Below are 21250 nucleotides of genomic sequence, written 5' to 3' on the forward strand. Positions count from 1 at the left end.
TGGTCAGGTGCCGGGCTGGCCTCCGGGTGCCGCCGTCAGGCGCCGTCCGTCAGGCTCCAGGCTCTGAGGCGGCCGGCGGTCTGCGCGACGAGGAGGCCGTCGCCCACCGCCAGTGACGTCACGTCCGCGTCCGAGCCGAGCAGGCGGCCCAGCCGGGTGCCGGCGTCGGCGTTCCACACGCTGACGCCACCGGAACCGGCGGCGATCATCCTGCGTCCCCCGGCCGTGGTGCCGCCGACGGCCTTCCCTCCCGTGGCGAGCGAGCGGACGAGCTCTCCGGTGCTCAGGTCGTACAGGCCCGTGGTGGTGCCGGACGTGACGGCGGCCAGGTCGTTCCCCAACGTGGTCAGCGAGCTGACGCGGCCCTCGGCGACGACGCGCCGGCCGCCGCCGAGGACGCCGTCGTCGGTGCCGATGAGCGGCCGGCCGTTCCCCTCGTGCCACGCCACCGCGTTGACGGGGGCGGACACGTTCTGGACGTCGCCGACGAGGTCGTCCGTGACCAGGTCGACCGTCTCGACCTTGCCGTCGGGGCAGCCGACCACGGCGACCGCGTGGCCGCGCCAGGTGCCCAGGCCCATGACGGCGTCCGACGCGCAACCGCTGTGCCAGGCGCCCTGCTTCGGCCGGCCGATCTCCCAGCGCCGCAGGCGGCCGTCGGCGCCGGTCCAGACGACGGTCTGCTTGCCGCCGACCAGGGCCAGTCCCAGCGAGAGGACGGGCCCTTCGCCGGGGTCGGCCAGCCTGCCCAGCCGCTTGCCGCCCCTGGCGTCCCACACGTTGATCGAGTTGTCCTTGCGGTCGGCGTAGGCGACCACGGGGGTGCCGCGGTGGTGCCCGATCGCCATCGCCGCGATGTCCGCGCCCTCGGGCGGCCCGAACGCGAGGCCCAGCTCGACCCCGTACGTCGCGCTCGCCGACGCGCGCGGCGTTGTGTCGTCGCCGCCGGACGCCGCCCAGCCCCGCCACAGCAGGCCGATCGCCAGGCCGGCGGCCAGCAGGGCGCCGATGCCCGCGATGGCCAGCCGCCTGGTTCTCTCGGAGGGCGGGCCACTCACCATGGGGTCGCTCACCATGGGGTCGCTCACCATGGGATCGCTCACCCAGGGGTCGCTCACCATGGGGTCGCTCACCGGGGGCAGGGGCGCCGTGCCGACCGCGGGCATGGGGGCCGTGCTCGCCGGGACGGGCCCGGTGACGGCAGGCATGGGGGCGGTGGCGGCGTGGCGACCCAGCAGCCGCATCAGCACGTCGTCCGCCGTCGGCCGCGCCCCGGGCTCCTTGGCCAGGCAGGCCCGTAACACCGACCGCAGCGGCTCGGCCACCCCGTCCAGATCAGGCTCGGCGTTCAGGATGCGGTGCATCACGGCCGGGATCGAGTCGCGCCCGAACAGCGGCTCCCCCGTCCCCGCGAACCCCATCGTCGAGGCCCAGCTGAAGACGTCCGTCGCCGCCGTCACACTCTCCCCGGCGATCTGCTCGGGCGCCATGAACCCGGGCGTGCCGACCACGCTGCTGGACGTCGTCGAGGCGTCCATGCCCTTGGCGATCCCGAAGTCGATCACCCGCGGCCCGTCGGGCCCCATCAGGATGTTGCTGGGCTTGAAGTCGCGGTGCACGATCCCGGCGCCGTGGATGGCGGTCAGCGCGGTGACGGTCCCGACGGCCAGGCGTTCCAGCTCGCCCCCGGACAGCGCCCCGCCGCCCGCGACCTGGTCGTGCAGTGAGGGCCCTTCGATGAACTCGCTGACGATGTACGGGCGCCCTTCGACGACGCCGCTGTCCAGCACCCTGGCCGTGCAGAACCCGGCGACGCCCGCCGCGATGGCGCTCTCCCGCAGGAAGCGCCGCTCGGCCCTGGCGTTGCCCAGCAGCCGCGTGTGCAGCATCTTGACGGCCACGCGGGTGCCCGAGGAGTCGCGCGCGAGGAAGACGGAGCCCTGCCCGCCGTCGCCGAGCCCGCCGAGCAGGCGGTAGCCCGCCACGTGCCGCGGCTCCCCCGAGTGCAGCCGTCTCAGCTCCACCGAAAAGTCCCCCTGGGTAACAGCCTCAGCCGGTCGTGGACTCCCACGTACGGACCCGGTCGCGGTAGGTGCGCGCCGCGGCCCGCAGCTCCGCCTCCGCGTCCAGCCCGGCCTCGGCGGCCCGCCGGACCAGGTCGAACAGCTCCCGCGCGACCCCCTGCCCGATGGCGGCCGACAGCGACCCGGGCGCCCCTGCCCGCTCGGCCCTGCGCATGAGCTGCGCGGCCAGCGACAGCGCCGGCTGCCCCATGGGCACCCCGTCGAGCACCGACTCGCGGCCCTTGGCGGCCCGCTCGGCGGCCTTGATCGCTTCCCAGTTGTCGTTGACCTCGTCGGCGCTCTCGGCGCGCACCGAGCCGAACACGTGGGGATGGCGGCGGACGAGCTTCTCGACGATCCCGGCGGCCACGTCGTCCATGTCGAAGCCCTCGGCGACCCGCGCGTGGAAGACGACCTGCAGCAGCAGGTCGCCGAGCTCCTCGCGGAGCGCCGGGTAGTCGCCCTGCTCGATCGTCTCCAGTACCTCGTAGGCCTCTTCCAGCAGGTACGGCACGAGCGTCTCGTGCGTCTGCTTGCGGTCCCACGGGCATTCGGTGCGCAGCCGTTCCATCACCGCCACCAGGTCGAGCACCCGCGCCCCCGGCAGGTCGTACGACCCTGGCACGACCTCGATGAGCGGCGGCTCGTCGAGCGCGACGGCGGCGTGCCCGACGGCGCGCATGAAGTCCTCGCCGTCCTGCTCCGACAGCCAGACCACGGTCTCGCCCGCCGCGCGCACGGCCAGCGCCCGCGCGTCGGGCTCGACGACCTCGACCTCGACGCCGGCCTCGGCCAGGTAGGGAAGCTGCGGGTGCGAGCCTGAGCCGGTGAGGACGGGGCCGGAGCGCAGCGCCTGCCAGGCCTGGTGGCTCAGCAGGCCAGGCGCGACCCTGGGCGAGGTGGTGACGACGATCAGCGGCACGGTCAGCCCTGGGCCGGCTGCTGCGCCTGCTGCTGCGTGAGCTTGCCGAACCTGCCGGTGTCGACGAACAGGGCCGGGTTCTGCTCGGACCGCTGCGCGTTGAGCGTGCCGAAGCGCGGGTTGAAGACCGGCTTGATGGAGGTGAACTCCTGGATCAGCTTCTCCTGCCCGGCCTGGCCGCCGAACTGCTGCTGCAGCTTGGTCAGGCCGACCATGGCGCGCGCGTAGTCGCGGGCGTCGCCCGGCGCGACGCCGTTGGCCAGCAGGTTGATCTCGGCCGACTGGAACTGGCCGGGGTCCTTGAGCGCGGTGTCGACCTCGGTCTCGCTCACCTGCACCTTGTGGCGGTCCATGAGCTGCTTGGACACGCTCACGTTGACCAGGCGCTGCAGCACGGCCTGGTTGGCCGGCACGCCGAGCGCCGACTCGTCGAGCTGCGCCTTCTTCAGCGCGGCCAGGTAGGCCTGCGTGTCAGCGTTCAGCTTGCTCATCGAGATGCGCTCGTTCCCGACCACGGCCGCGGCCCCGGCCTGCATGGGAGAGGAGCAGGCGGTCAGCGCCGCGACCACCGCAGCGGCGGCCACGGCCACTCGTATCGATTTCACGTACGTCCCTTTCCGACCAGAAAACCGCCGCTAGCTTACCCGTGCGGGCTCGAGGAACATCGCCTCGACCAGGTCCCCGCACCATTTGAGCAGGTCGAGGTCGCGCAGCGGCTGCCCGCCGAGGGGCTTGGTCTTGGGGATCGGCACCAGCAGGGTCTCGGCGGCCTGCTTGTAGATCGCCTTCTTGTACAGGCGGTCCAGGCGTACCTGCTGCGACTCCCTGAGCCTGGCCGGGCCGAACTTGATGTTCTGACCTTGCAGGGTGACGTCGGTGAGCCCGGCGGCGCGGGCCCTGATCCGGAACCTGGCGACCTCCAGGAGGTTGTCCACCTCCATCGGCGGCTTGCCGTAGCGGTCGGTCAGCTCCTCGCGCACCTCCTCGATGTGCGTCTCGGAGGCGATGGCGGCGATCCGCTTGTACGCCTCCAGCCGCAGCCGCTCGGAGGTCACGTAGTCGTGCGGGATGTGCGCGTTGATCGGCAGCTCGACCTTGACGTCCTGCTGCTCCTCCTGCACCTCGGCGCCCGACAGCTTGGCCTTCTGCTCCTGCACGGCCTCGGCCATGAGCCGGACGTACAGGTCGAAGCCGACGCCCGCGATGAAGCCGGACTGCTCGGCGCCCAGCACGTTGCCGGCGCCGCGGATCTCCAGGTCCTTCATCGCGACGTACATGCCCGCGCCCATCTCGGTGTGCTGCGAGATGGTGGCGAGCCGCTCGTGCGCGGTCTCGGTCAGCGGCTTCTCCGGCGGGTAGAGGAAGTAGGCGTACCCGCGCTCCCTGCCTCGCCCGACCCGGCCGCGAAGCTGGTGGAGCTGCGACAGGCCGTAGTTGTCGGCCCGGTCGACGATGAGCGTGTTGGCGTTGGGCACGTCGAGGCCGGACTCGACGATCGTGGTGGAGACGAGCAGGTCGTACTCCCGCTCCCAGAACCCCACCATGATCTTTTCGAGCTGGTGCTCGTTCATCTGCCCGTGCGCCACCGCGATGCGCGCCTCCGGCACCAGCTCACGCAGCCGCGCGGCGACCTTGTTGATCGAGGCCACCCGGTTGTGCACGAAGAAGATCTGCCCGTCACGCATCAGCTCGCGCCGGATCGCCGCGCCGATCTGCTTCTCCTCGTACGGCCCGACGAACGTGAGGATCGGATGCCGTTCCTCCGGCGGCGTGAGGATCGTGGACATCTCGCGGATGCCGGTGAGACCCATCTCCAGCGTGCGCGGGATCGGCGTGGCCGACATGGCCAGCACGTCCACCTGCGTGCGCAGGTGCTTCATGGCCTCCTTGTGCTCGACGCCGAACCGCTGCTCCTCGTCGATGATGATCAGCCCCAGGTCCTTGAACCTGACCTCGGGGCTGAGCAGCCGGTGGGTGCCGATCACGACGTCCACCGCGCCGGAGCGCAGCCCTTCGAGGGTGCCCTTGACCTCGCCGTCGGTCTGGAACCGGGAGACCGGCTTGATCGCGACGGGGAAGCTGGAGAAGCGCTCGGCGAAGGTGGACATGTGCTGCTGCACCAGCAGCGTCGTGGGCACCAGCACCGCGACCTGCTTGCCGTCCTGCACCGCCTTGAACGCCGCCCGCACCGCGATCTCGGTCTTGCCGTAGCCCACGTCGCCGCAGATCAGCCTGTCCATCGGGACGCCGCGCTCCATGTCGCGCTTGACCTCGTCGATGGCTTCGAGCTGGTCGCCTGTCTCGGCGTAGGGGAAGGCGTCCTCCATCTCCCGCTGCCACGGCGTGTCGGCGCCGAAGGCGTGGCCGGGCGAGGCCATGCGGGCGGAGTAGAGCCTGATCAGCTCGCCCGCGATCTCCTTGACGGCCTTCTTGGCCCGCGACTTGGCCTTGGCCCAGTCGGCGCCGCCCATGCGGTTGAGCGTGGGCGCCTCGCCGCCGACGTAGCGGGTGACCTCGTCGAGCTGGTCGGTGGGCACGTAGAGGCGGTCGCCCTTGGCGTACTCGATGACCAGGTACTCGCGGGTGGCGCCCTGCACGGTGCGCTGCACCATCTCGATGTAGCGGCCGACGCCGTGCTGCTCGTGCACCACGTGGTCGCCGACCTTGAGCTGCAGCGGGTCGACCATGTTGCGGCGGCGGGAGGGCAGGCGCCGCATGTCCTTGGTGGAGGCCTTCTGGCCGACCAGGTCGAGGTGGGTGAGCACGGCCAGGCCGGGCGTGATGAAGCCGTGCTCGATCAGGCCGGTCGTGACGTGCACGACCTTGGGCTCCGGCGCCTTGTCCAGGTACTGCTGGAGCCTGGCCGGCACGTCGACGCCCTTGAGCAGCTCGACCATGCGCTCGGCCGGGCCGTGGCCCTCGCTGAGCAGCACGACGGCCTTGTCGTCGGCCAGCCAGCCCTTGATGTCGGCCAGCGCCTTGGCGGTGTCGCCGCGGTAGGCCTCGGAGTCCTGGGCGTCCAGCTCGACGCCGCCGCCGAACGGCGCCATCGTCCACCAGGGCTGGCCCAGCGCGTCGGCGTGCTCGCGGATCTCCTCCAGCGTGCGGAACGCGGCCGCGCCGAGGTCGATCGGCGCCTCGCCGCCGGCCGCCGCGTTGATCCAGGAGGCTTCGAGGAACTCCTGCGAGGTGCGTACGAGCTCCTCGGCCCTGCCCCTGATCCGCTCGGGGTCGCACACGAACACCGCGGACCTGATCGGCAGGTGGTCGAGCAGCAGGTCCATCTCCCCCGCCAGCACGGGCGCGAACGCCTCCATGCCCTCGACCGGCAGGCCCTCGGCGAGCTGGTCGAGCACCTCGGCCAGCGCCGGGTGCTCCTCAGCCAGCTCCCTGGCCCGCGCCCGCACCTCGCCGGTGAGCAGCAGCTCCCGGCACGGCGGCGCGAACAGCCCGTCCTCCGCCGCCTCCAGCGAGCGCTGGTCGCCCACCTTGAACCAGCGGATCTCCTCGACCGTGTCGCCCCAGAACTCCAGCCGCAGCGGGTGCTCCTCGGTGGGCGGGAACACGTCGAGCAGCCCGCCCCTGACGGCCACCTCGCCGCGCTTCTCCACCATGTCCACGCGGTGGTAGCCGTTGCCGACCAGGTTGTCCACGACGTCGTCGAGGTCGGCGTCGTCGCCGGCGCGCAGCCGGATGGGCTCCAGGTCGCCCAGCCCCTTGACGACCGGCTGCAGCAAGGCGCGCACGGGGGCCACGATCACGCTGAGCGGCCCGGCGGCGGTGTCGCCCTTGACCGGGTGCGCCAGCCTGCGCAGCACCGCCAGCCGCTGGCCGACGGTGTCGCTGCGCGGCGAGAGCCGCTCGTGCGGCAGCGTCTCCCAGGCCGGGAACACGGCCACGGAGCTGGGCTCGATCAGGCTCGTAAGCGCGGCGGCGAGGTCTTCGGCCTCGCGGCCTGTGGCGGTGACGGCGAGCACGGTGCGCTGGTCATGCGCGGTCAGCGCGGCCACGCCGAACGGGCGCAGCGCGGACGGCGCGATCAGCGAGACGTCGCCGCCCTCCTCCAGAGCGGCGGACAGTTTCGGGTCGGCGCGAACAAGGTCAAGTAGCCCGGAAAGACTCATCAGATACGCCCACAGCCCCACGACGGCAACACGATTACCCCCGGCCGTGTCAGGTCGCGGGGGTCTCTTCTCAGCCTACTCGCCGCAGCGGCTCAGCCAACTCGATAACCAGGCACGGAAGGCCAGCGCACGGTCAGCACCGTCGAAGCCTCCTCCGCCCGCCAGGAATGGTCGACGCCCTTGCCCCACACCACGTAGTCGCCAGGGACGGACAGCAACACGCTGCGTCCCGGCAGTTCCACCCGGAACCGGCCGCTGATCAGCACGAGCAACGCGGTGCGCGCCTCGCCCTTCACCCACTCCAGCCGCTCGTCGCCTGGCGGGTGCACACCCCACTTGATCTCGACGTCTTCACTGTGTCTTGGATCGCCAGGGGGTTTGAAATGCCCGAGCAGCCACCCGCGGTCGCCCGCGGCGTCCACGCCCGCGTTCCCCACGTAGATCCGATCGTTCACGGGGCAGGACGCTAGCAGGGAAATGCATTACGGAAGGGGAGCGGTTGACTACTGTAGGTCATATGTCTGAGGTGCGATCGGTCGCCCAGCGAGGCGACCTCTTCGGTCAGCGGGTCCGCGAGCACGTTGCCGGGCAACCGATGAGGCGGCTGGACGTGCTGGTCGCCGGGTGCGCCCACGACGAGCCGCTGGTGCTCGAGCACATCGAGACCAGGGCCACAGGGGCGGACGAGGATCATCCGGCGATCCGGCGGGTGCTGGAGGAAAGGGCGGACCTCGTCACATGGTCGCTGGGCGACCTGCGCTCGGTGCCGCTGCCGCCGCGCGGCTTCGACATCATCCAGCTGTCGTTCCTGCTGGAGCGGGTGCGCCACGCCGAGCTGGTCCTCGACCGGCTGCTGCAGTCGCTGCGGCCGGGCGGGCTGGTGCTGCTGCGGGTGCGCGACAGGAGGTCGGCGTACGGGCTGCTCGACCGGCTCACGCCTGGATGGCTGCGCCGCCTGCTGTGGCGCGGCCTGGTGCGTCCCGGCGTTCCCGGGCCGCTGCCCGCCGTGTACGAGCCGCTGGCCTCCAGCGACGGGCTGCACGCGTTCTGTCTGAGCCGCGGTCTGATGATCACCGATGACGAGCGGAACCTGAGCGGGCCCGCCCGTTCGCGCCGGATCGGCGCCGCGGCCGTGGCGCTGGTCTCCAAGCTGACCAGCGGATACTTCCCGGCCTCGCACGACGAGATCACCATGGTGATCAGGAAGCCGCAGCACCACTTCGCGCGGCGGCTGTGACGGGCTCCGGGGCCCCAGTGGCCCCAGGAGAGGGGCTGGCGACACACTGGTATCAGCCGGTAGACTCCTTTCCTACCAATTCAATCGGAATAGTTGGGATGCAGACAACGTGGAGTGGACCCCCGACCCGCGCGAGCTGGCCGACCTCGAACTGCTGCTGTCCGGCGCGTTCGAGCCACTGACGGGGTTCCTCGCCCACGACGACCTGCACACCGTGCACGAGCGCGGCACGCTCGCCGACGGCACCCCGTGGCCCGCGCCCGTGACCCTGCACGTCGGCGCCGATCTGAAGCCCGGCGACGAGGTCACGCTGCTCGACCCCGAGGGCCTGCCGCTGGCCGTGCTCACCGTTTCCGCGCACGAGCCCGACGGCCTCACGGCCGGCCCGCTCAGGGCGCTGAGCACGCCGGAGCACGGGCCGTTCGCGCGGCTCCGGCGTACCCCCGCCCAGGTCAAGGAGGAGCTCGGCGGGCGCGCCGCGCTCGCCGTCACCCTGCGCGGCCCGCTCGACGACCTCGGCGAGATCGTCGCCACCGCCAAGGAGCTGGACGCGACGATCCTGCTGCTGCCCCTCGCGTACGGCGAGGCGGGCCCGGCGGTCGTCCGCGCCGCGCTGCGCGCCAAGGAGCAGCTCCCGCCGGGCACGCTCGTCGTCCCCGTGCCCCTGGCCCCGCGCGAGGAGCCCGAGCTCGACCTGGAGCTGCGCGAGCACGTCGCCACCGCCTACGGCGCCGCAGAGCACCTGGCGGGCCCCGAGCCCGTGCGCATCCCCGGCCCGCCGCACCGCCGCGGCCTGGTGGTGTTCTTCACCGGCCTGTCGGGCTCCGGCAAGTCCACGATCGCCCGCGGCCTGCGCGACGCGCTGCTGGAGCTGGGCAGCCGCACAGTGACCTACCTCGACGGCGACGTGGTGCGCCACCTGCTGTCCAAGGGCCTGACCTTCTCCAAGCAGGACCGCGACCTGAACATCCGCCGCATCGGCTTCGTCGCCGCCGAGACCGCCCGCCACGGCGCCCTGGCGATCTGCGCGCCGATCGCGCCGTACGCGGCGACCCGCGAGGAGGTGCGCGAGATGGTCGAGTCCGTCGGGGCCGACTTCCTGCTCGTGCACGTCGCCACGCCGCTGGAGGAGTGCGAGCGGCGCGACCGCAAGGGCCTGTACGCCAAGGCGCGCGCCGGCCTGATCCCCGAGTTCACCGGCATCTCCGACCCCTACGAGGAGCCGGACGACGCCGACCTGGTCATCGACACCACGCACATCTCGATCGAGGCGGCCGTGTCCAGGGTGCTGGACACGCTCAGGAGCGGAGGATGGGTCCGTTGATCGACTGGGCGCTGATCGCGGGGTCCTTCGTCGTCGCCATCGTGGTCGGGCTGACCGGGATGGGCGGCGGCGCGCTCATGACCCCGATGATGATGTTGTTCTTCAACGTGCCGCCGCTGGCCGCCGTCTCCAGCGACCTGGTCGCCTCGGCCGTGATGAAGCCGGTCGGCAGCGTCGTGCACCTGCGCCGGGGCACCGTCAACCTGCGCCTGGTCGGCTGGTTGTGCGTGGGCTCGGTGCCGGCGGCGTTCTGCGGGGTCTTCCTGGCCAGGGCGTTCGCGGTGAGCGACGCGGTCAAGTACGCGCTCGGCGTCGCGCTGCTGCTGGCCGTGGCGGGCATGGCGCTGAAGAGCTGGCTCGGCGGGCGGGGCGGCTCGTCGGACGCGAACGACATCGTCGTGCGCCCAATCCCTACCCTACTGGTCGGTACGGTCGGCGGCCTGGTGGTCGGCGTCTCCTCCGTCGGCTCGGGATCGCTGATCATCGTGGCGCTGCTCGTCCTCTACCCGGCGCTCAAGGCCAACCAGCTCGTCGGCACCGACCTGGTGCAGGCCGTGCCCCTGGTCACCGCCGCCGCGCTCGGCCACCTCCTGTTCGGCGACTTCCAGCTCGACCTCACGCTGTCGCTGCTCATCGGCTCGATCCCGGGCGTCTACCTCGGCGCCAGGATCTCCTCGCGCGCTCCGGGCGGCCTGATCAGGGCCATGCTGGCGATCGTCCTGCTGGCCTCCGCGCTCAAGCTGCTCGACGTGAACAACACGCTCACCGTCTGGGCGCTGCTCGCCGCCACCGCGGTCACCGTCGTCGGCTGGCGGCTGCGGGTCAGGGCCGCGGCACGGGCGTCGAGCGGAAGTACGGATCTCGAGCCAGTTCGGTGAAGGCCCGGTCAGCGCCGGGATCGGAGTCGAAGCTCGTGTCGCCGCGCGGCGCCTGCGGCGAGTCGAAGTAGAGCAGCGCCTTGATCTGCGGGTATCGCTTGATCTGCTTGAGCACCGACTCGAAGAAACGCCGCTTGAACGAACGGTCCTTCGGCCGCTCGAACACGCCCCACTCGGCCACCATGACCGGCTTGCCGGGGAAGCGCGCCTGCATCCACCGGTAGAAGCCCGGCCAGTCGGGATACTCCTTGCGCGTCTTGTTCACCAGCCCGTCGAAGTCGGCCACCCGGTCGTCGGCGTACGGGTCCATCGCCACCCAGTCGACCACGTCGTCACCGGGGTACAGCTCCTCGAACCAGGACTTGGCCGCCCAGTTGGGCGCGCCCATGTAGGTCATCACCACGATCGCGTTCCTGACGCCCTTCTCCCGCAGCCTGAGCACGACGTGCCGGAACATGGCCGCGTAGTCGGTGGCCGCCATGCCGGAGCCCGAGCCGGGGTCGACGTCGTTCTCCGGCTCGTGGTGCAGGGTGAGGAAGAACCGCTCGGGAAAGGTCTGTCTCAGATGGCCGGCCAGCCGGTCGATCCTGGCGTCGAGCGCGCCCTCGGCGATCTCCGCCCACGTGCGGTCGAACGACGGCTTCCAGTTGATCATGAGCAGCCGCGGCCTGGCCGGATCGCGGGCCAGCCGGATCTCCGCTTCCGTGGGGAACAGCTCGCTGCCCCGGTGATAGACGTGCAGCACGTCGGCCGGCGCGCCCATGCGCGACTCCGCCCCGTGCAGCGCCTGCTCCACCGAGGCGCCGGTGAAGACCTCCGGCGCCATGCCCCACCACGCGCCGCAGGACGGGATGAGCCTGCTCGTGACCGTGCACGCGGGCGCGCCCGCCTGCTTGGCCACGGGAGCCTGGACCGGCACCGCCCGGACGCCGGAGCCCTCGGCTGTGGAGCAGGCGGCCAGCAGCACGGCCACGGCCAGAATCGCACCGGTGAATGTTGTTTCATGGGAAATGCCCCGTAGCCGCAAAGCCTTCCAACCCCCTCGTCGAACGACCCCGCCTGTCACACCCTGAACCTTGCCATGTCATTCCTGGAACTTCAGCCAGTAGGGAAGTCTCTCCAGTTCATAGCGGTGAGGTGACGTTCCCAATTTCCCGATATTTCGCTTTTTGTGTTTGCTTCTTTATGGCCTTACCGGAGAAAATCTTGAGTATTCAACCTGGGTGCTGACCGTCCCTCCTATAGTGGGCGCACATGAGCTCCGGCACCGACCTGGACGAGCATCTCTCGCTGCTGCGCAGGCGGTGGCTGCTCCTCGTGGGCTGCGTCGTGTTCGGCGGCACCGCGGGGCTGGCGCTGATGCGGCTGACCCCGCCGGCCTACACCGCCACCACGCAGGTGCTCGTCATGCCGGTCGGCCCGCAGGAGCAGGCCAACCAGGTGACCAGCCGCCAGCGCGAGTCGCTCAACCTCGACACCGAGGCCCAGGTCGCCCAGTCGGCCGTGGTCGCCGCGCGCGCCGCCAGGGCGCTCGGGCTCGACCGCGCGGAACCGGCCCAGGTCACCGTCCCGCCCAACTCCGCCGTGCTGTGGATCTCGGTCACCGCCGCCCACCCCGCCACCGCGTCCGCGCAGGCGGGCGCGTACGCCGAGGCGTACCTGGCCCACCGCCGCGAGAGCGCGCTGACCGCCATGGCCCAGCAGCAGGAGGCCGTGCTCAGCAAGCTCAAGCAGGTCAACGCCGGCATCGACCAGGTCATCAAGCAGCTCGGCACCCTGCCCAGAGGCGGCGCCGCGCACGCGATCGCCGCCCAGCGGCAGGGCGTGCTCAACCGGCAGGCCGCCAGCCTGGCGCTGAAGTACGACGCGCTCAGGACGGTCGCGATCACCCCCGGCACCGTCATCAGCCAGGCCACGCCACCCGAGACGCCCAGCTCCCCCAGCCTGCCCCTCTACCTGGGCACCGGGCTGATGGCGGGGCTGCTGCTCGGCTCGGCCGCCGTCTACGCCCGCGACCGTCTCGACCGGCGCCTGCGCACCCCCGCCGACGTCGAACGGCTCACCGGCCTGCCCGTCCTCAGCGACCTGTCCAGCCCGCGCGAGCACGGCGTGCTGCACGACCTGGCCTGCGCCGTCGTCTCCGCCTGCCCCGGCAAACGGCTGCTGATCAGGGCGCTGCCCGCCGACCTGTACGCCTCCTCGCTGGCCGAGCCGCTCGCCGTGAGCGCGCCGCTCGTCGTGCTCGACGGCTCCGACGTGCGCGACCTGTCCAGGGCGGACGCCGCCGTCCTGCTGATCGGCCTCGGCCTGGTCACCTCCGAGGAGGTCGCGGCCGTCGCCCGGCAGCTCGCCAGGCACGACGTGCCGATCATCGGCGTGGTGACGGCCACCGACGCGGTGCCGTCGTTCGTGCCGCTGCTGGAGCCACGGCCGCACACCTCGCTCGGCAAGCTCGTCGCGACCGGCGAGCTGGAGCCTGGCACGTCCGCGGAGACCACCCCCATGCCGGCGCTCCACCACCACCCTCGGCGGCCGGGCAAGCAGCCGTGACAGCACCGCACTCGACAGCACCGCACTCGGTAAGGCCCCGTCCGACGTGCCCGCATGCCACCGGGCCACATTCCACCGGCTCGCATCCCACCGGGCCCTATCTCACCGGGCCCTCTCTCACCGGACCGCGATCGACGGGGCCGCGATGACGGGGGCCGCGTGGCCCATCGCGGCGTTGCTGGTCGGCTATCCGGTCTGGTGGGCGCTGGGCTTCGGCGGGCTGTCGGTGATCGTGCTGGCCGTCCCGATGGCGGTGCTGCTGTGGCGCCGACGGCCGATCCGGGTGCCCCACGGGTTCGGCCTGTGGCTGCTGCTGCTGGCCGGATACCTGGTCAGCGGCCTGATGCTGGCCGAGTCACCCCCCGGCACGTACGGCGAGCTGGGCGCGGGCCGGCTCCTCGGCTACGGCATGCGCCTGGCGCTCTACGGCTCCGTCCTGATCATGGTCCTCTACCTGGGCAACCTCACCGAACGGGAGCTGCCGCAGCTCCGCCTGGTCCGCATGCTCGGCGTGCTCTTCGTCAGCACGGTCGCGGGCGGCCTGCTCGGCGTGTTCTTCCCCGGCTTCGCCTTCACCTCGCCGGTCGAGCTGCTGCTGCCCGAGTGGATCAGCGGCAACTCGTTCGTGCAGAACCTCATCCACCCCACGGCCGCCCAGACGCAGAAGGTGCTCGGCTTCGCCTCCCCCAGGCCGGAGGCGCCGTACGAGTGGGCCAACGCCTGGGGCAGCAACGCCTCGGTGCTGCTGGTCTGGTTCGTCGTGGGCTGGTGGGTGCACGGCGGGACGCGGCACAGGCTCCTCGTGGCCGTGGTGCTCGCCCTCGCCGCCATCCCCATCGTGTACTCGCTCAACCGCGGCCTGTGGATCGGGCTCGGCCTGGCCGTCCTGTACGTGATCGTCCGGGTGCGCGGGCGTACCAGGGCCGCGCTCTGCGGCGCGCTCGCGGCAGGGGCGCTGGCGTTCGCGCTCAGCCCGCTCGCCTCGCTGGTCGCGCAGCGCCTGGACAAACCGCACTCCAACGACATCCGCGCCTTCACCGTCAGCGCCACCCTCACCGCCGCCGGACACTCCCCCGTGATCGGGTACGGCAACACGCGCAACGCCACGGGCAACCACCGCACGATCACCACCGGCAAGACCGACTGGTGCGACACCTGCGGACATCCGCCGCTGGGGAGCGACGGGCAGCTCTGGCTGCTGATCATCACGCAGGGGTTCACCGGGGCCGTGCTCTACATGGCGTTCTTCGCGGGCGCGATCCTGCGCCACTGGCGCGACCGCAGCCCCGTCGGGCTGGCCGGGGTGCTCGTGATGGGGCTGGTGCTGCTCTACATGTTCATCTACGACGGCCTGGTCACGCCGCTCACGCTCTACCTCGTCTCCTTCGCCCTCCTGTGGAGGAACGCGCAAGAGGGCGGACGAGCGGCGAAGGAGGACGGATGAGGGACGCCGCCGTCCGGCTCGGGTATCTCGCGGAGACCGTGCGGCTGCTGTATCCGGGGCCGGGCGCGCCCCGGCCGTACACGCTGCTGCCGCACGCCGCCGTGCCGCGCAGGCTGGCGCCGCGCCGCTGGTGGCATCTGGGCTCCCCGGTCGAGGTGCCCGTCGAGGGGTCGATCGCGGCGCACCTCAGCGACGTCTTCCACCGTCCGGTGGAGACCGTTCTCCACGTACGTCCGGCGCTGCGGGCCAACCGCAAGCCCATCCTGGAGGCCCGCTCGGGCGGGCGGCGGCTGGCGTTCGTGAAGATCGGCGACAGTGAGCGGGCCCGCGCCCTGATCGCCGCCGAGGCGGCCGCGCTGCGCAGGCTGGCCGGGCTGTCCCTGCGCACGGTCGCCGCCCCCGCCGTGCTGCACCACGGCGACTGGCGGGGCCTGTCCGTGCTGGCGCTGTCGCCGCTGCCGGTGCCCGGACGGCTGCGGCGCGGCCGAGTGCCCCGCCCGCTGCTGCTGGACGCGGTCAAGGAGATCGCCCTCACCGGCGGCGCCCGCCCCGCCTGGCACGGCGACCTCGCGCCCTGGAACCTGTGCCGCTCCCGCGACGGGCGGCTGCTGGTGTGGGACTGGGAGCGGTACGAGGTCGGCGTGCCCTACGGCTTCGACGCCGTCCACCACTTCTTCCAGCGGGCACTGCGCAGGACGGCGCCGCCGGTCGCGGCGCGGGCCTGCGTGGCGCGCGCCGCGCGGCTGCTGGCCCCACTCGGCGTGTCGCCGCCGGCGGCCAGGCAGACCGCGCAGCGCTACCTCATCGCGCTGGCCGAGCGGCACGCCGCCGACGGCCACGCGCCGCTCGGCCCGCCGGAGTCCTGGCTCAACCCGGCCGTCGACCACGAGGAGCTGTTGATTTGAGGACGATGAAGCGATCGGTCCTGTCACTGTCGCGGGCCACCGGACGGTTCACGTCGGGGGCACGCGTGCTGCCGTCGTTCCTGCTCACGGGCGCGCAGCGGTGCGGCACCACCTCCCTGTACCGGGCGCTGGCCCAGCATCCGCTGCTGCTCAAACCCGTGCTGCACAAGGGCGTGCACTACTTCGACGTCGCCTACTGGCGCGGGATGGCCTGGTACCAGGCGCACTTCCCGCTGCGGGTGGGCGCCGCGCTGCTGCACCACCGGTACGGCACCCGCGCCCAGGCCTACGAGTCCTCCCCCTACTACCTGTTCCATCCGCTGGCCGGAGAGCGCATCGCCGCCGACCTGCCGGGGGTCAAGCTGATCGTGCTGGTCCGCGACCCGGTGGAGCGGGCCGTCTCCGCGCACGCCCACGAGCTGGCCCGCGGGTTCGAGACGGAGTCGCACTTCGAGCACGCCGTGGAGCTGGAGGCCCAGCGCCTGGCAGGCGCCGAGGAGCTGCTGCGCGAGTCGCCGCTCGCGCTGCACCACTCGCACCGCCACCACGCCTACCTCGCCAGGGGCCGCTACGCCGACCAGCTCGACCGGCTGGAGCCGCTGATCGGCCGCGAACGCATCCTCGTCCTCGACAGCCACCGCTTCTTCGCCGAGCCCGAGTCCGCCTACGACCGGGTGCTGGACTTCCTGGGCCTGCCGCACCTGGGCTATCCGGCGTTCGAGCGGCACAACGGGCGGGTGCCGCCGCGCCGGGTGCCGCAGGTGCTGGGGCGGGCGTTGCGCGACCACTTCGAGGCGTACGACGCGCGGCTGCCGCGCTGGCTGGGCCAGGAGCCGTCGTGGCGGCGGTGATCGGGCGCAAGGGGCTGGCCGGGCTCGGCGGGGCGGCGCTGGGGGCGCTGGCGCAGTTCGTCCTCGTGGTGGTGGTGACCAGGGCGTTCCCGGCGGCCGAGGCGGGGGCGTTCTTCACCGCGACGGCGCTGATGCTCATGGTGGCGGGCATCGCGAAACTGGACGCGGGCAACGGGCTGATCTACTTCATCGCCCGCGCCAAGACCTACAGCTACCTCGGCATTTCCGGATATGTCCGGGCAGCATTGGTGCCCTGCGCCATCGTCGCCGCGGGCGCGGCGATACTGCTCTACCCCCGCCTCGGCCCGCCCGTCCTGGTCCTGCCCGTCATGGTCGTGGCGGACGTCCTGCTGGCCGCCACCCGCGGCTTCGGCCTCATGCGGCCCACCGTGCTGCTCGACGGGGTGGCCGTACCGGTCGGGCAGGTCCTGCTCGTCGGCGGGGCGGCGCTGGCGGGCGTCTCCGGGCAGGGGCTGACGCTGGCGTGGGCGGCGCCGTACCTGCCGGTCCTGATCCTGGCGGCGGCCGGGCTGCGCGGACGGGTGCCGCGCACGCCGTACCTGCCGGGCACGGGGCGCGACCTGTGGCGCTACACCGCGCCGCGGTCGCTCGCCGGCGCCATCCAGGCCGTGTTCCAGCGCGTGGACATCGTCATCGTCGCCGCGCTCGCCGGCCCCGCGCAGGCGGCCGTCTACACGGCGGCCACCCGGTTCAAGGTCGTCGGGCAGCTCGCCAACCAGGGGCTCTCGCAGTCGGTGCAGGCCGGGCTGGTCAGGGCGCTGGCCGACGGCGAACGGGAACGGGCCCGCGAGCTGTACCAGGCCGCGACGGCCTGGCTGGTGCTGCTGACGTGGCCGGTCTGGCTGGCGTACGCGGTGCTGGCGCCGTGGGTGCTGCGGCTGTTCGGGCCGTCGTACGCGGTCGCGGCACCCGTCGCGCTGGTGCTCGCCGGAACCATGATGGTGGCGACGGCCTGCGGGATGGTGGACGTGGTGCTGACGGCCGCCGGGCACACCGGCGCCAGCCTGGCCAACCTGCTGGCCGCCGTCGCCTGCACCGTGCTGCTCGACCTGGCGCTCATCCCGGCCCACGGGGCGCTCGGGGCCGTCGCCGGGTGGTCGGGCGGTGTGATCGTCAAGAACCTGCTGCCCCTCTGGCAGCTCCACCGCCGTTACGGACTGCACCCCTTCGGCCGCCACACCCTCGCCGCGCTGCGGCGGACGGCGGTCGCATGAAGCGGCAGGCCGGTGGCGGGACCGCTGATCGCAGGAGCCCCGTACTCGTCACCGGACTGCCCCGGAGCGGGACGAGCTGGGTCGGCAAGATGCTCACCGCCGGAGGCGACCTCGTCTACGTCAACGAGCCTCTCAACCCCCAGCACCCGCCAGGCCACTGCCCCGGAGTGCTCAACGCCCGGGTCACCCACCGCTTCCAGTACATCTGCGACGACAACTCCGCCGACTGGCTGCCCGCCTTCCGCGACACCGTGCGCCTGCGCTACCGCTGGCCGGCCGAACTGCGCGCGAACCGCTCCCCGTACGACCTGGCCCGCATGCTCCGCTACGGCACCGCCTTCACCCTTGGCCGCCTCACGGGCCGGCGGGCGCTGCTGGACGACCCGTTCGCCGTGCTGAGCGCCGCATGGTTCGCGCGGCGGCTGGGGTGCCGGGTGATCGCGCTGGTGCGGGATCCGGTGTCGTTCGTGGCGAGCTGGCAGCGGCTGGGGTGGACGGTGCACCCGCGCGAGCTGCTGGAGCAGCCGCTGCTGGTCAGGGACCATCCCGAGGTGCTGGAGCTGCGGGCGCTCGCCGGGTCTCCCGACCGGGTGGCCACGGCGGCGGCGCTGTGGCGGGTGACTCGGGCTGTGCTGGAGCGCACGCCTGGGATCCTCCTCACACCGTACGAGTCGCTGGCCGCCGACCCGGTGACGGGCTTCCGGGGGCTGTACGCGTACGCGGGGCTGCGCTGGACACCGGCCGCCGAACGGCGGATCGTACGAGCCTGCTGCGCCTCCTCGGCCGGTGGTACGTCGGGCGGCTTCGCGTGGTCGGGGTTGTCGCGAACGGCGTACCGGCGGATGGACTCGCGCCAGGCGATCGCGCGCGGGCCGCAGGGGCTCAGCGAGCAGGAGGCAGCCCGCGTCCGTGCCCTGACGGGGACCTGAGCCGGGCGGCCAGGCACCCCCCGAGCAGCCGCACCGCGAACGGCAGGTCGTCGACCAGGTAGCGGCGCGCCAGCCGCCCCGGCTCGGCGGCCAGCCGGAACGCCCACTCCAGCCCGGCGCGCCCGGCCCACGCGGGCGCCCTGGCGACCGTGCCGGCGGCGAACGCGATGGCCGACCCGCACCCCACGAACCAGGCCCCCGGCAGTTCCTCCCGCAGCCGGGCGATGAGCCGGTCCTGCCGGGGGAACCCGAGCCCGACGAACACCAGCCGTGGCCGCGCCGCCACCACCGTCGCGCGCACCCGGGCCGAACCCTCGGCGGTGGCGTCGAACGCGTACGGCGGCGTGTGCACCCCGCAGACCTTCAGCTCGGGATGGCGGCCCCTGAGCTCGGCCGCCGCCCTGCGCGCCACCACGGGCGGGCCGCCACCGAGCAGGTAGACCGGCCAGCCGCGGCGGGCGGCGAGCGCGCTGAGCGACCAGATCAGGTCGGCGCCCGTCACCCGCTCGGGCACGGGGGTGCCGAGCAGCCGCGCCGCCCACACCAGCGGCATGCCGTCGGGGACGACGAGGTCGGCGGAGGTGATCAGGTCGCGGAGCGCGGGGTCGGCGGCGGCTGCGCGGCAGATGTCCACGTTCGGGGTGATGATCCGGCCGCCTCTTCCGGCCTCCAAGGCCTGGGCGACTCGGTGCACGACCTCGCTCCCGGTCAGCGCGTCCACCCCGACCCCGGCCACCTGCACGCGCGCAGCCCTGCCGTCCGTCCTCACGCTCTCACCCGACACGGGCCCGATCACCGCTCCCTCGCCTGCCACCGGCACAACCGCCGTCACCACACCTCCCGTCGCCGCAGTCACGGCGCTAACCGGTGACGGGCCAGGGGCGATGCGGCGTCGCGCGAGGCGGGCCCAGCAGCGGGCCCAGCACTGGCCGGCACGGCGGGCGCGGTGGCGGGCGCGGGCATGGCGGTGGCCGCGACGGGCATCCCCGCCCCTGGAGGCACGCTCAAATGCCGTGGCCCCGCTGCTGCAAGGCGGCCACCACGGTAGGCGCCGTCACGACCCCGGCCGCCACAGCGAGCGCGATCGGCACCCGAGGCTCGAAGAGCCGAGCCTTCAAGGCCGCCACAGCCCACCGCACAGCCGCCCGCCGCTCCCCCAGCGCCGCGTGGCAGAAGGCGAGCTGGCCGCGGATCCGCGCCGCACCACGCGGGTCCGCGGCCAGCTCAGGGTGCCGGGCGAGCATCCACTCGAGCCCGGCGATGCGGTCCGTCCACCGGACCGCATAGTGGGATCCGGCCCACCGCACCAGCACCAGCGGCTGGTCGACGTGGACGAGCGGCCTCCGCTTGGCGGCGCGCAGGACCAGATCCCAGTCCTCGTTCTGCCCTCCGGGCGCGCTCTCGTCGGGCCAGAGCAGCCCGCGCGAGAACAGGAACGTCGATGAGTGCACCATCATCATCCGCGAGCGCACCAGGTCGGCGGCGGTGATGGAGGAGGTGCCCGCGAGGCGGGTGACGCGGCGGCGGCCGTGTTCGACCTCGATGGCGCAGCTGGCGAACTCGCCGCCGGCTTCGGTGAGGGCGCGCACCTGGGTGGCGAGTTTGCCGGGCAGCCACATGTCGTCGTCGTCGCAGAAGGCGATGAGGTCGGTGTCGCAGGCGGCGATGCCGGTGTTGCGGGCGCCCGGCAGGCCCGGGGTGAGCGTGTTGGGCAGGACGCGCACCGGGACGCCGGTCACGTCGTGCGGGGAGCGGCCGTCGGCGACGACGACCACGTGCAGCTTTCCCGGGTAGTCCTGGCGCAGCACGGCGTCGACGGCCTGGCGGAGCAGGGCGGGGCGGTCGCCGCGGGTGGGGATGACGACCCCTACGGATGGGCTCACGTCACCACACCCCAGTAGCCGTAGCGGGCCCTGAGCGGCCAGGTGAGGGCGTTGACGACGCGCCGGTGCGCCTGGGGCAGGCCGGAGCGCCAGGAGTCGTCGCGCCGCAGCTCGACCCGCCCGACGTGGAAGCGCATGGGGTTGCCTGAGGCGGTGTGGGAGGGCCCCAGCCAGGCGGTGCGGCCTTCGAGGAACGGCAGCTCCGGCTCGGGCAGGCCGAGTTGCCGCGCCAGGGTGAGCAGGGTCTCGCCGGGGGCGGCGAGCAGGTCTTCGTAGCGGACCCGGGTCACGCGGGCGCCGCGGCCGGGCAGCAGCTCCAGGGCGGTGTTCTGAGCCGACCAATGCAGGGCGGTGCGGGCGGGGCCCCACCGGGTCATCGGCCGGCCGTCCTCGGGCCTGTGCACCGTCCGGCCCCAGGAGTGGGCGACCGCGCGCGGGTCTCTGACGACGTGCACGACGCGGACGTCCACGCCGCCCGCCAGCAGGCAGCAGGCCAGCGACGCGTGCTTGCTGGAGTCGATGACGACGGGCGCGCCCGCCGCGTCGTACAGCAGCCGGTAGGCCCGCGCGTACTCGGCCAGGTCGGGGTGGGCGATCCGCGCGATCCTGCGGGTGCGGTCGATCCTGCCGCGCAGCAGGACGATCCGTTCGGCCAGTTCGCGACGCCAGCCGCCGAACGCCCGCTCCCCCACCTGCCGCCAGAACGGGCAGTCGGGGAAGGGGGAACCACACCCGCAGAGCTCCTCCGCCAGAACCCCCCGGTCCCACAGATGCACCACCTCGCCCAGCGGCACCACACCCGGAAGCTCGCCGAGGAGCCTCTCGAGCAGCGTGGTGCCGCTTCGGCCAAGGCCGCCCAGGTAGATCACCCGGGCGGACGCGCTATCAGTCAACGGAGGAGAGCC

18 protein-coding genes are annotated in these 21250 nt (G+C 72.8%); 9 read left to right on the plus strand and 9 right to left on the minus strand.

The window, feature by feature from the left end:
• Positions 1-35 precede the first annotated feature (35 nt).
• From FXF51_RS25295 to FXF51_RS25315, 5 genes are all read right to left on the minus strand, one after another.
• Positions 36-2024 (minus strand): WD40 repeat domain-containing serine/threonine protein kinase, encoded by a 1989-nt coding sequence (locus FXF51_RS25295; RefSeq protein ID WP_148437142.1) that lies wholly within the window; start codon positions 2022-2024, stop codon positions 36-38.
• A gap of 25 nt (positions 2025-2049) precedes the next feature.
• Positions 2050-2985, minus strand: coding sequence for a MazG family protein (locus tag FXF51_RS25300; RefSeq protein ID WP_148437143.1), 936 nt, complete (start codon positions 2983-2985; stop codon positions 2050-2052).
• A gap of 2 nt (positions 2986-2987) precedes the next feature.
• Positions 2988-3590, minus strand: a complete 603-nt coding sequence (locus tag FXF51_RS25305) for a SurA N-terminal domain-containing protein (RefSeq protein ID WP_148437144.1) — start codon at positions 3588-3590, stop codon at positions 2988-2990.
• A gap of 30 nt (positions 3591-3620) precedes the next feature.
• Positions 3621-7109, minus strand: a complete 3489-nt coding sequence (mfd, locus tag FXF51_RS25310; RefSeq protein WP_148437145.1) for a transcription-repair coupling factor — start codon at positions 7107-7109, stop codon at positions 3621-3623.
• Positions 7110-7201: 92 nt separating this feature from the next.
• Positions 7202-7564 (minus strand): signal peptidase I, encoded by a 363-nt coding sequence (locus FXF51_RS25315; protein ID WP_148437146.1) that lies wholly within the window; start codon positions 7562-7564, stop codon positions 7202-7204.
• A 62-nt stretch (positions 7565-7626) separates the two neighbouring features.
• Between FXF51_RS25315 and FXF51_RS25320 the strand changes: the two genes are divergently transcribed.
• The 3 genes from FXF51_RS25320 (at position 7627) to FXF51_RS25330 (ending at position 10548) form a co-directional block, all read left to right on the plus strand.
• Positions 7627-8346, plus strand: coding sequence for a class I SAM-dependent methyltransferase (locus tag FXF51_RS25320; protein WP_148437147.1), 720 nt, complete (start codon positions 7627-7629; stop codon positions 8344-8346).
• Positions 8347-8455: 109 nt separating this feature from the next.
• On the plus strand, positions 8456-9670 hold the full coding sequence (gene cysC / locus FXF51_RS25325; RefSeq protein ID WP_148437148.1) for an adenylyl-sulfate kinase: 1215 nt from the start codon (positions 8456-8458) through the stop codon (positions 9668-9670).
• Positions 9658-10548 (plus strand): sulfite exporter TauE/SafE family protein, encoded by an 891-nt coding sequence (locus FXF51_RS25330; RefSeq protein ID WP_148437149.1) that lies wholly within the window; start codon positions 9658-9660, stop codon positions 10546-10548. Before cysC ends, FXF51_RS25330 begins: the two co-directional genes overlap by 13 nt.
• Here FXF51_RS25330 and FXF51_RS25335 read toward each other — a convergent pair.
• Complete coding sequence (locus FXF51_RS25335) at positions 10493-11521, minus strand: glycoside hydrolase family 26 protein (RefSeq protein ID WP_262379824.1); 1029 nt, start codon at positions 11519-11521, stop codon at positions 10493-10495. The two genes, FXF51_RS25330 and FXF51_RS25335, sit on opposite strands and share 56 nt — an antisense overlap.
• 281 nt (positions 11522-11802) lie before the next feature.
• Between FXF51_RS25335 and FXF51_RS25340 the strand changes: the two genes are divergently transcribed.
• The 6 genes from FXF51_RS25340 (at position 11803) to FXF51_RS25365 (ending at position 18462) form a co-directional block, all read left to right on the plus strand.
• Entirely contained in the window at positions 11803-13098 is a 1296-nt protein-coding gene (locus tag FXF51_RS25340) for a Wzz/FepE/Etk N-terminal domain-containing protein (RefSeq protein ID WP_148437150.1), read from the plus strand.
• Between the two features lie 145 nt (positions 13099-13243).
• Entirely contained in the window at positions 13244-14542 is a 1299-nt protein-coding gene (locus tag FXF51_RS25345; protein ID WP_148437151.1) for a hypothetical protein, read from the plus strand.
• Complete coding sequence (locus FXF51_RS25350; protein ID WP_148437152.1) at positions 14539-15447, plus strand: hypothetical protein; 909 nt, start codon at positions 14539-14541, stop codon at positions 15445-15447. The genes FXF51_RS25345 and FXF51_RS25350 overlap by 4 nt, the downstream gene beginning before the upstream one ends.
• 5 nt (positions 15448-15452) lie before the next feature.
• The gene (locus tag FXF51_RS25355; RefSeq protein ID WP_148437153.1) at positions 15453-16298 is read left to right on the plus strand and encodes a sulfotransferase family protein; all 846 of its coding nucleotides are present in this window, start codon (positions 15453-15455) and stop codon (positions 16296-16298) included.
• A complete protein-coding gene (locus tag FXF51_RS25360; RefSeq protein ID WP_262379825.1) occupies positions 16286-17533 on the plus strand; it encodes a lipopolysaccharide biosynthesis protein in 1248 nt (415 codons plus the stop codon). Before FXF51_RS25355 ends, FXF51_RS25360 begins: the two co-directional genes overlap by 13 nt.
• Complete coding sequence (locus FXF51_RS25365; RefSeq protein WP_148437154.1) at positions 17530-18462, plus strand: sulfotransferase; 933 nt, start codon at positions 17530-17532, stop codon at positions 18460-18462. Before FXF51_RS25360 ends, FXF51_RS25365 begins: the two co-directional genes overlap by 4 nt.
• Here FXF51_RS25365 and FXF51_RS25370 read toward each other — a convergent pair.
• The 3 genes from FXF51_RS25370 to FXF51_RS25380 all read right to left on the minus strand — a co-directional run bounded on the left by FXF51_RS25370 (position 18416) and on the right by FXF51_RS25380 (position 21238).
• The gene (locus FXF51_RS25370) at positions 18416-19294 is read right to left on the minus strand and encodes a WecB/TagA/CpsF family glycosyltransferase (RefSeq protein WP_262379826.1); all 879 of its coding nucleotides are present in this window, start codon (positions 19292-19294) and stop codon (positions 18416-18418) included. The genes FXF51_RS25365 and FXF51_RS25370 overlap by 47 nt on opposite strands.
• Positions 19295-19466: 172 nt before the next feature.
• Positions 19467-20345: a glycosyltransferase family 2 protein gene (locus FXF51_RS25375; protein ID WP_148437155.1), complete on the minus strand. Its 879-nt coding sequence runs from the start codon at positions 20343-20345 to the stop codon at positions 19467-19469.
• A complete protein-coding gene (locus FXF51_RS25380) occupies positions 20342-21238 on the minus strand; it encodes a sulfotransferase (protein ID WP_187414557.1) in 897 nt (298 codons plus the stop codon). The genes FXF51_RS25375 and FXF51_RS25380 overlap by 4 nt, the downstream gene beginning before the upstream one ends.
• Positions 21239-21250 lie beyond the last annotated feature (12 nt).

Source organism: Nonomuraea sp. PA05 (assembly GCF_008086045.1).
In the GTDB taxonomy this organism is placed as follows: domain Bacteria; phylum Actinomycetota; class Actinomycetes; order Streptosporangiales; family Streptosporangiaceae; genus Nonomuraea; species Nonomuraea monospora.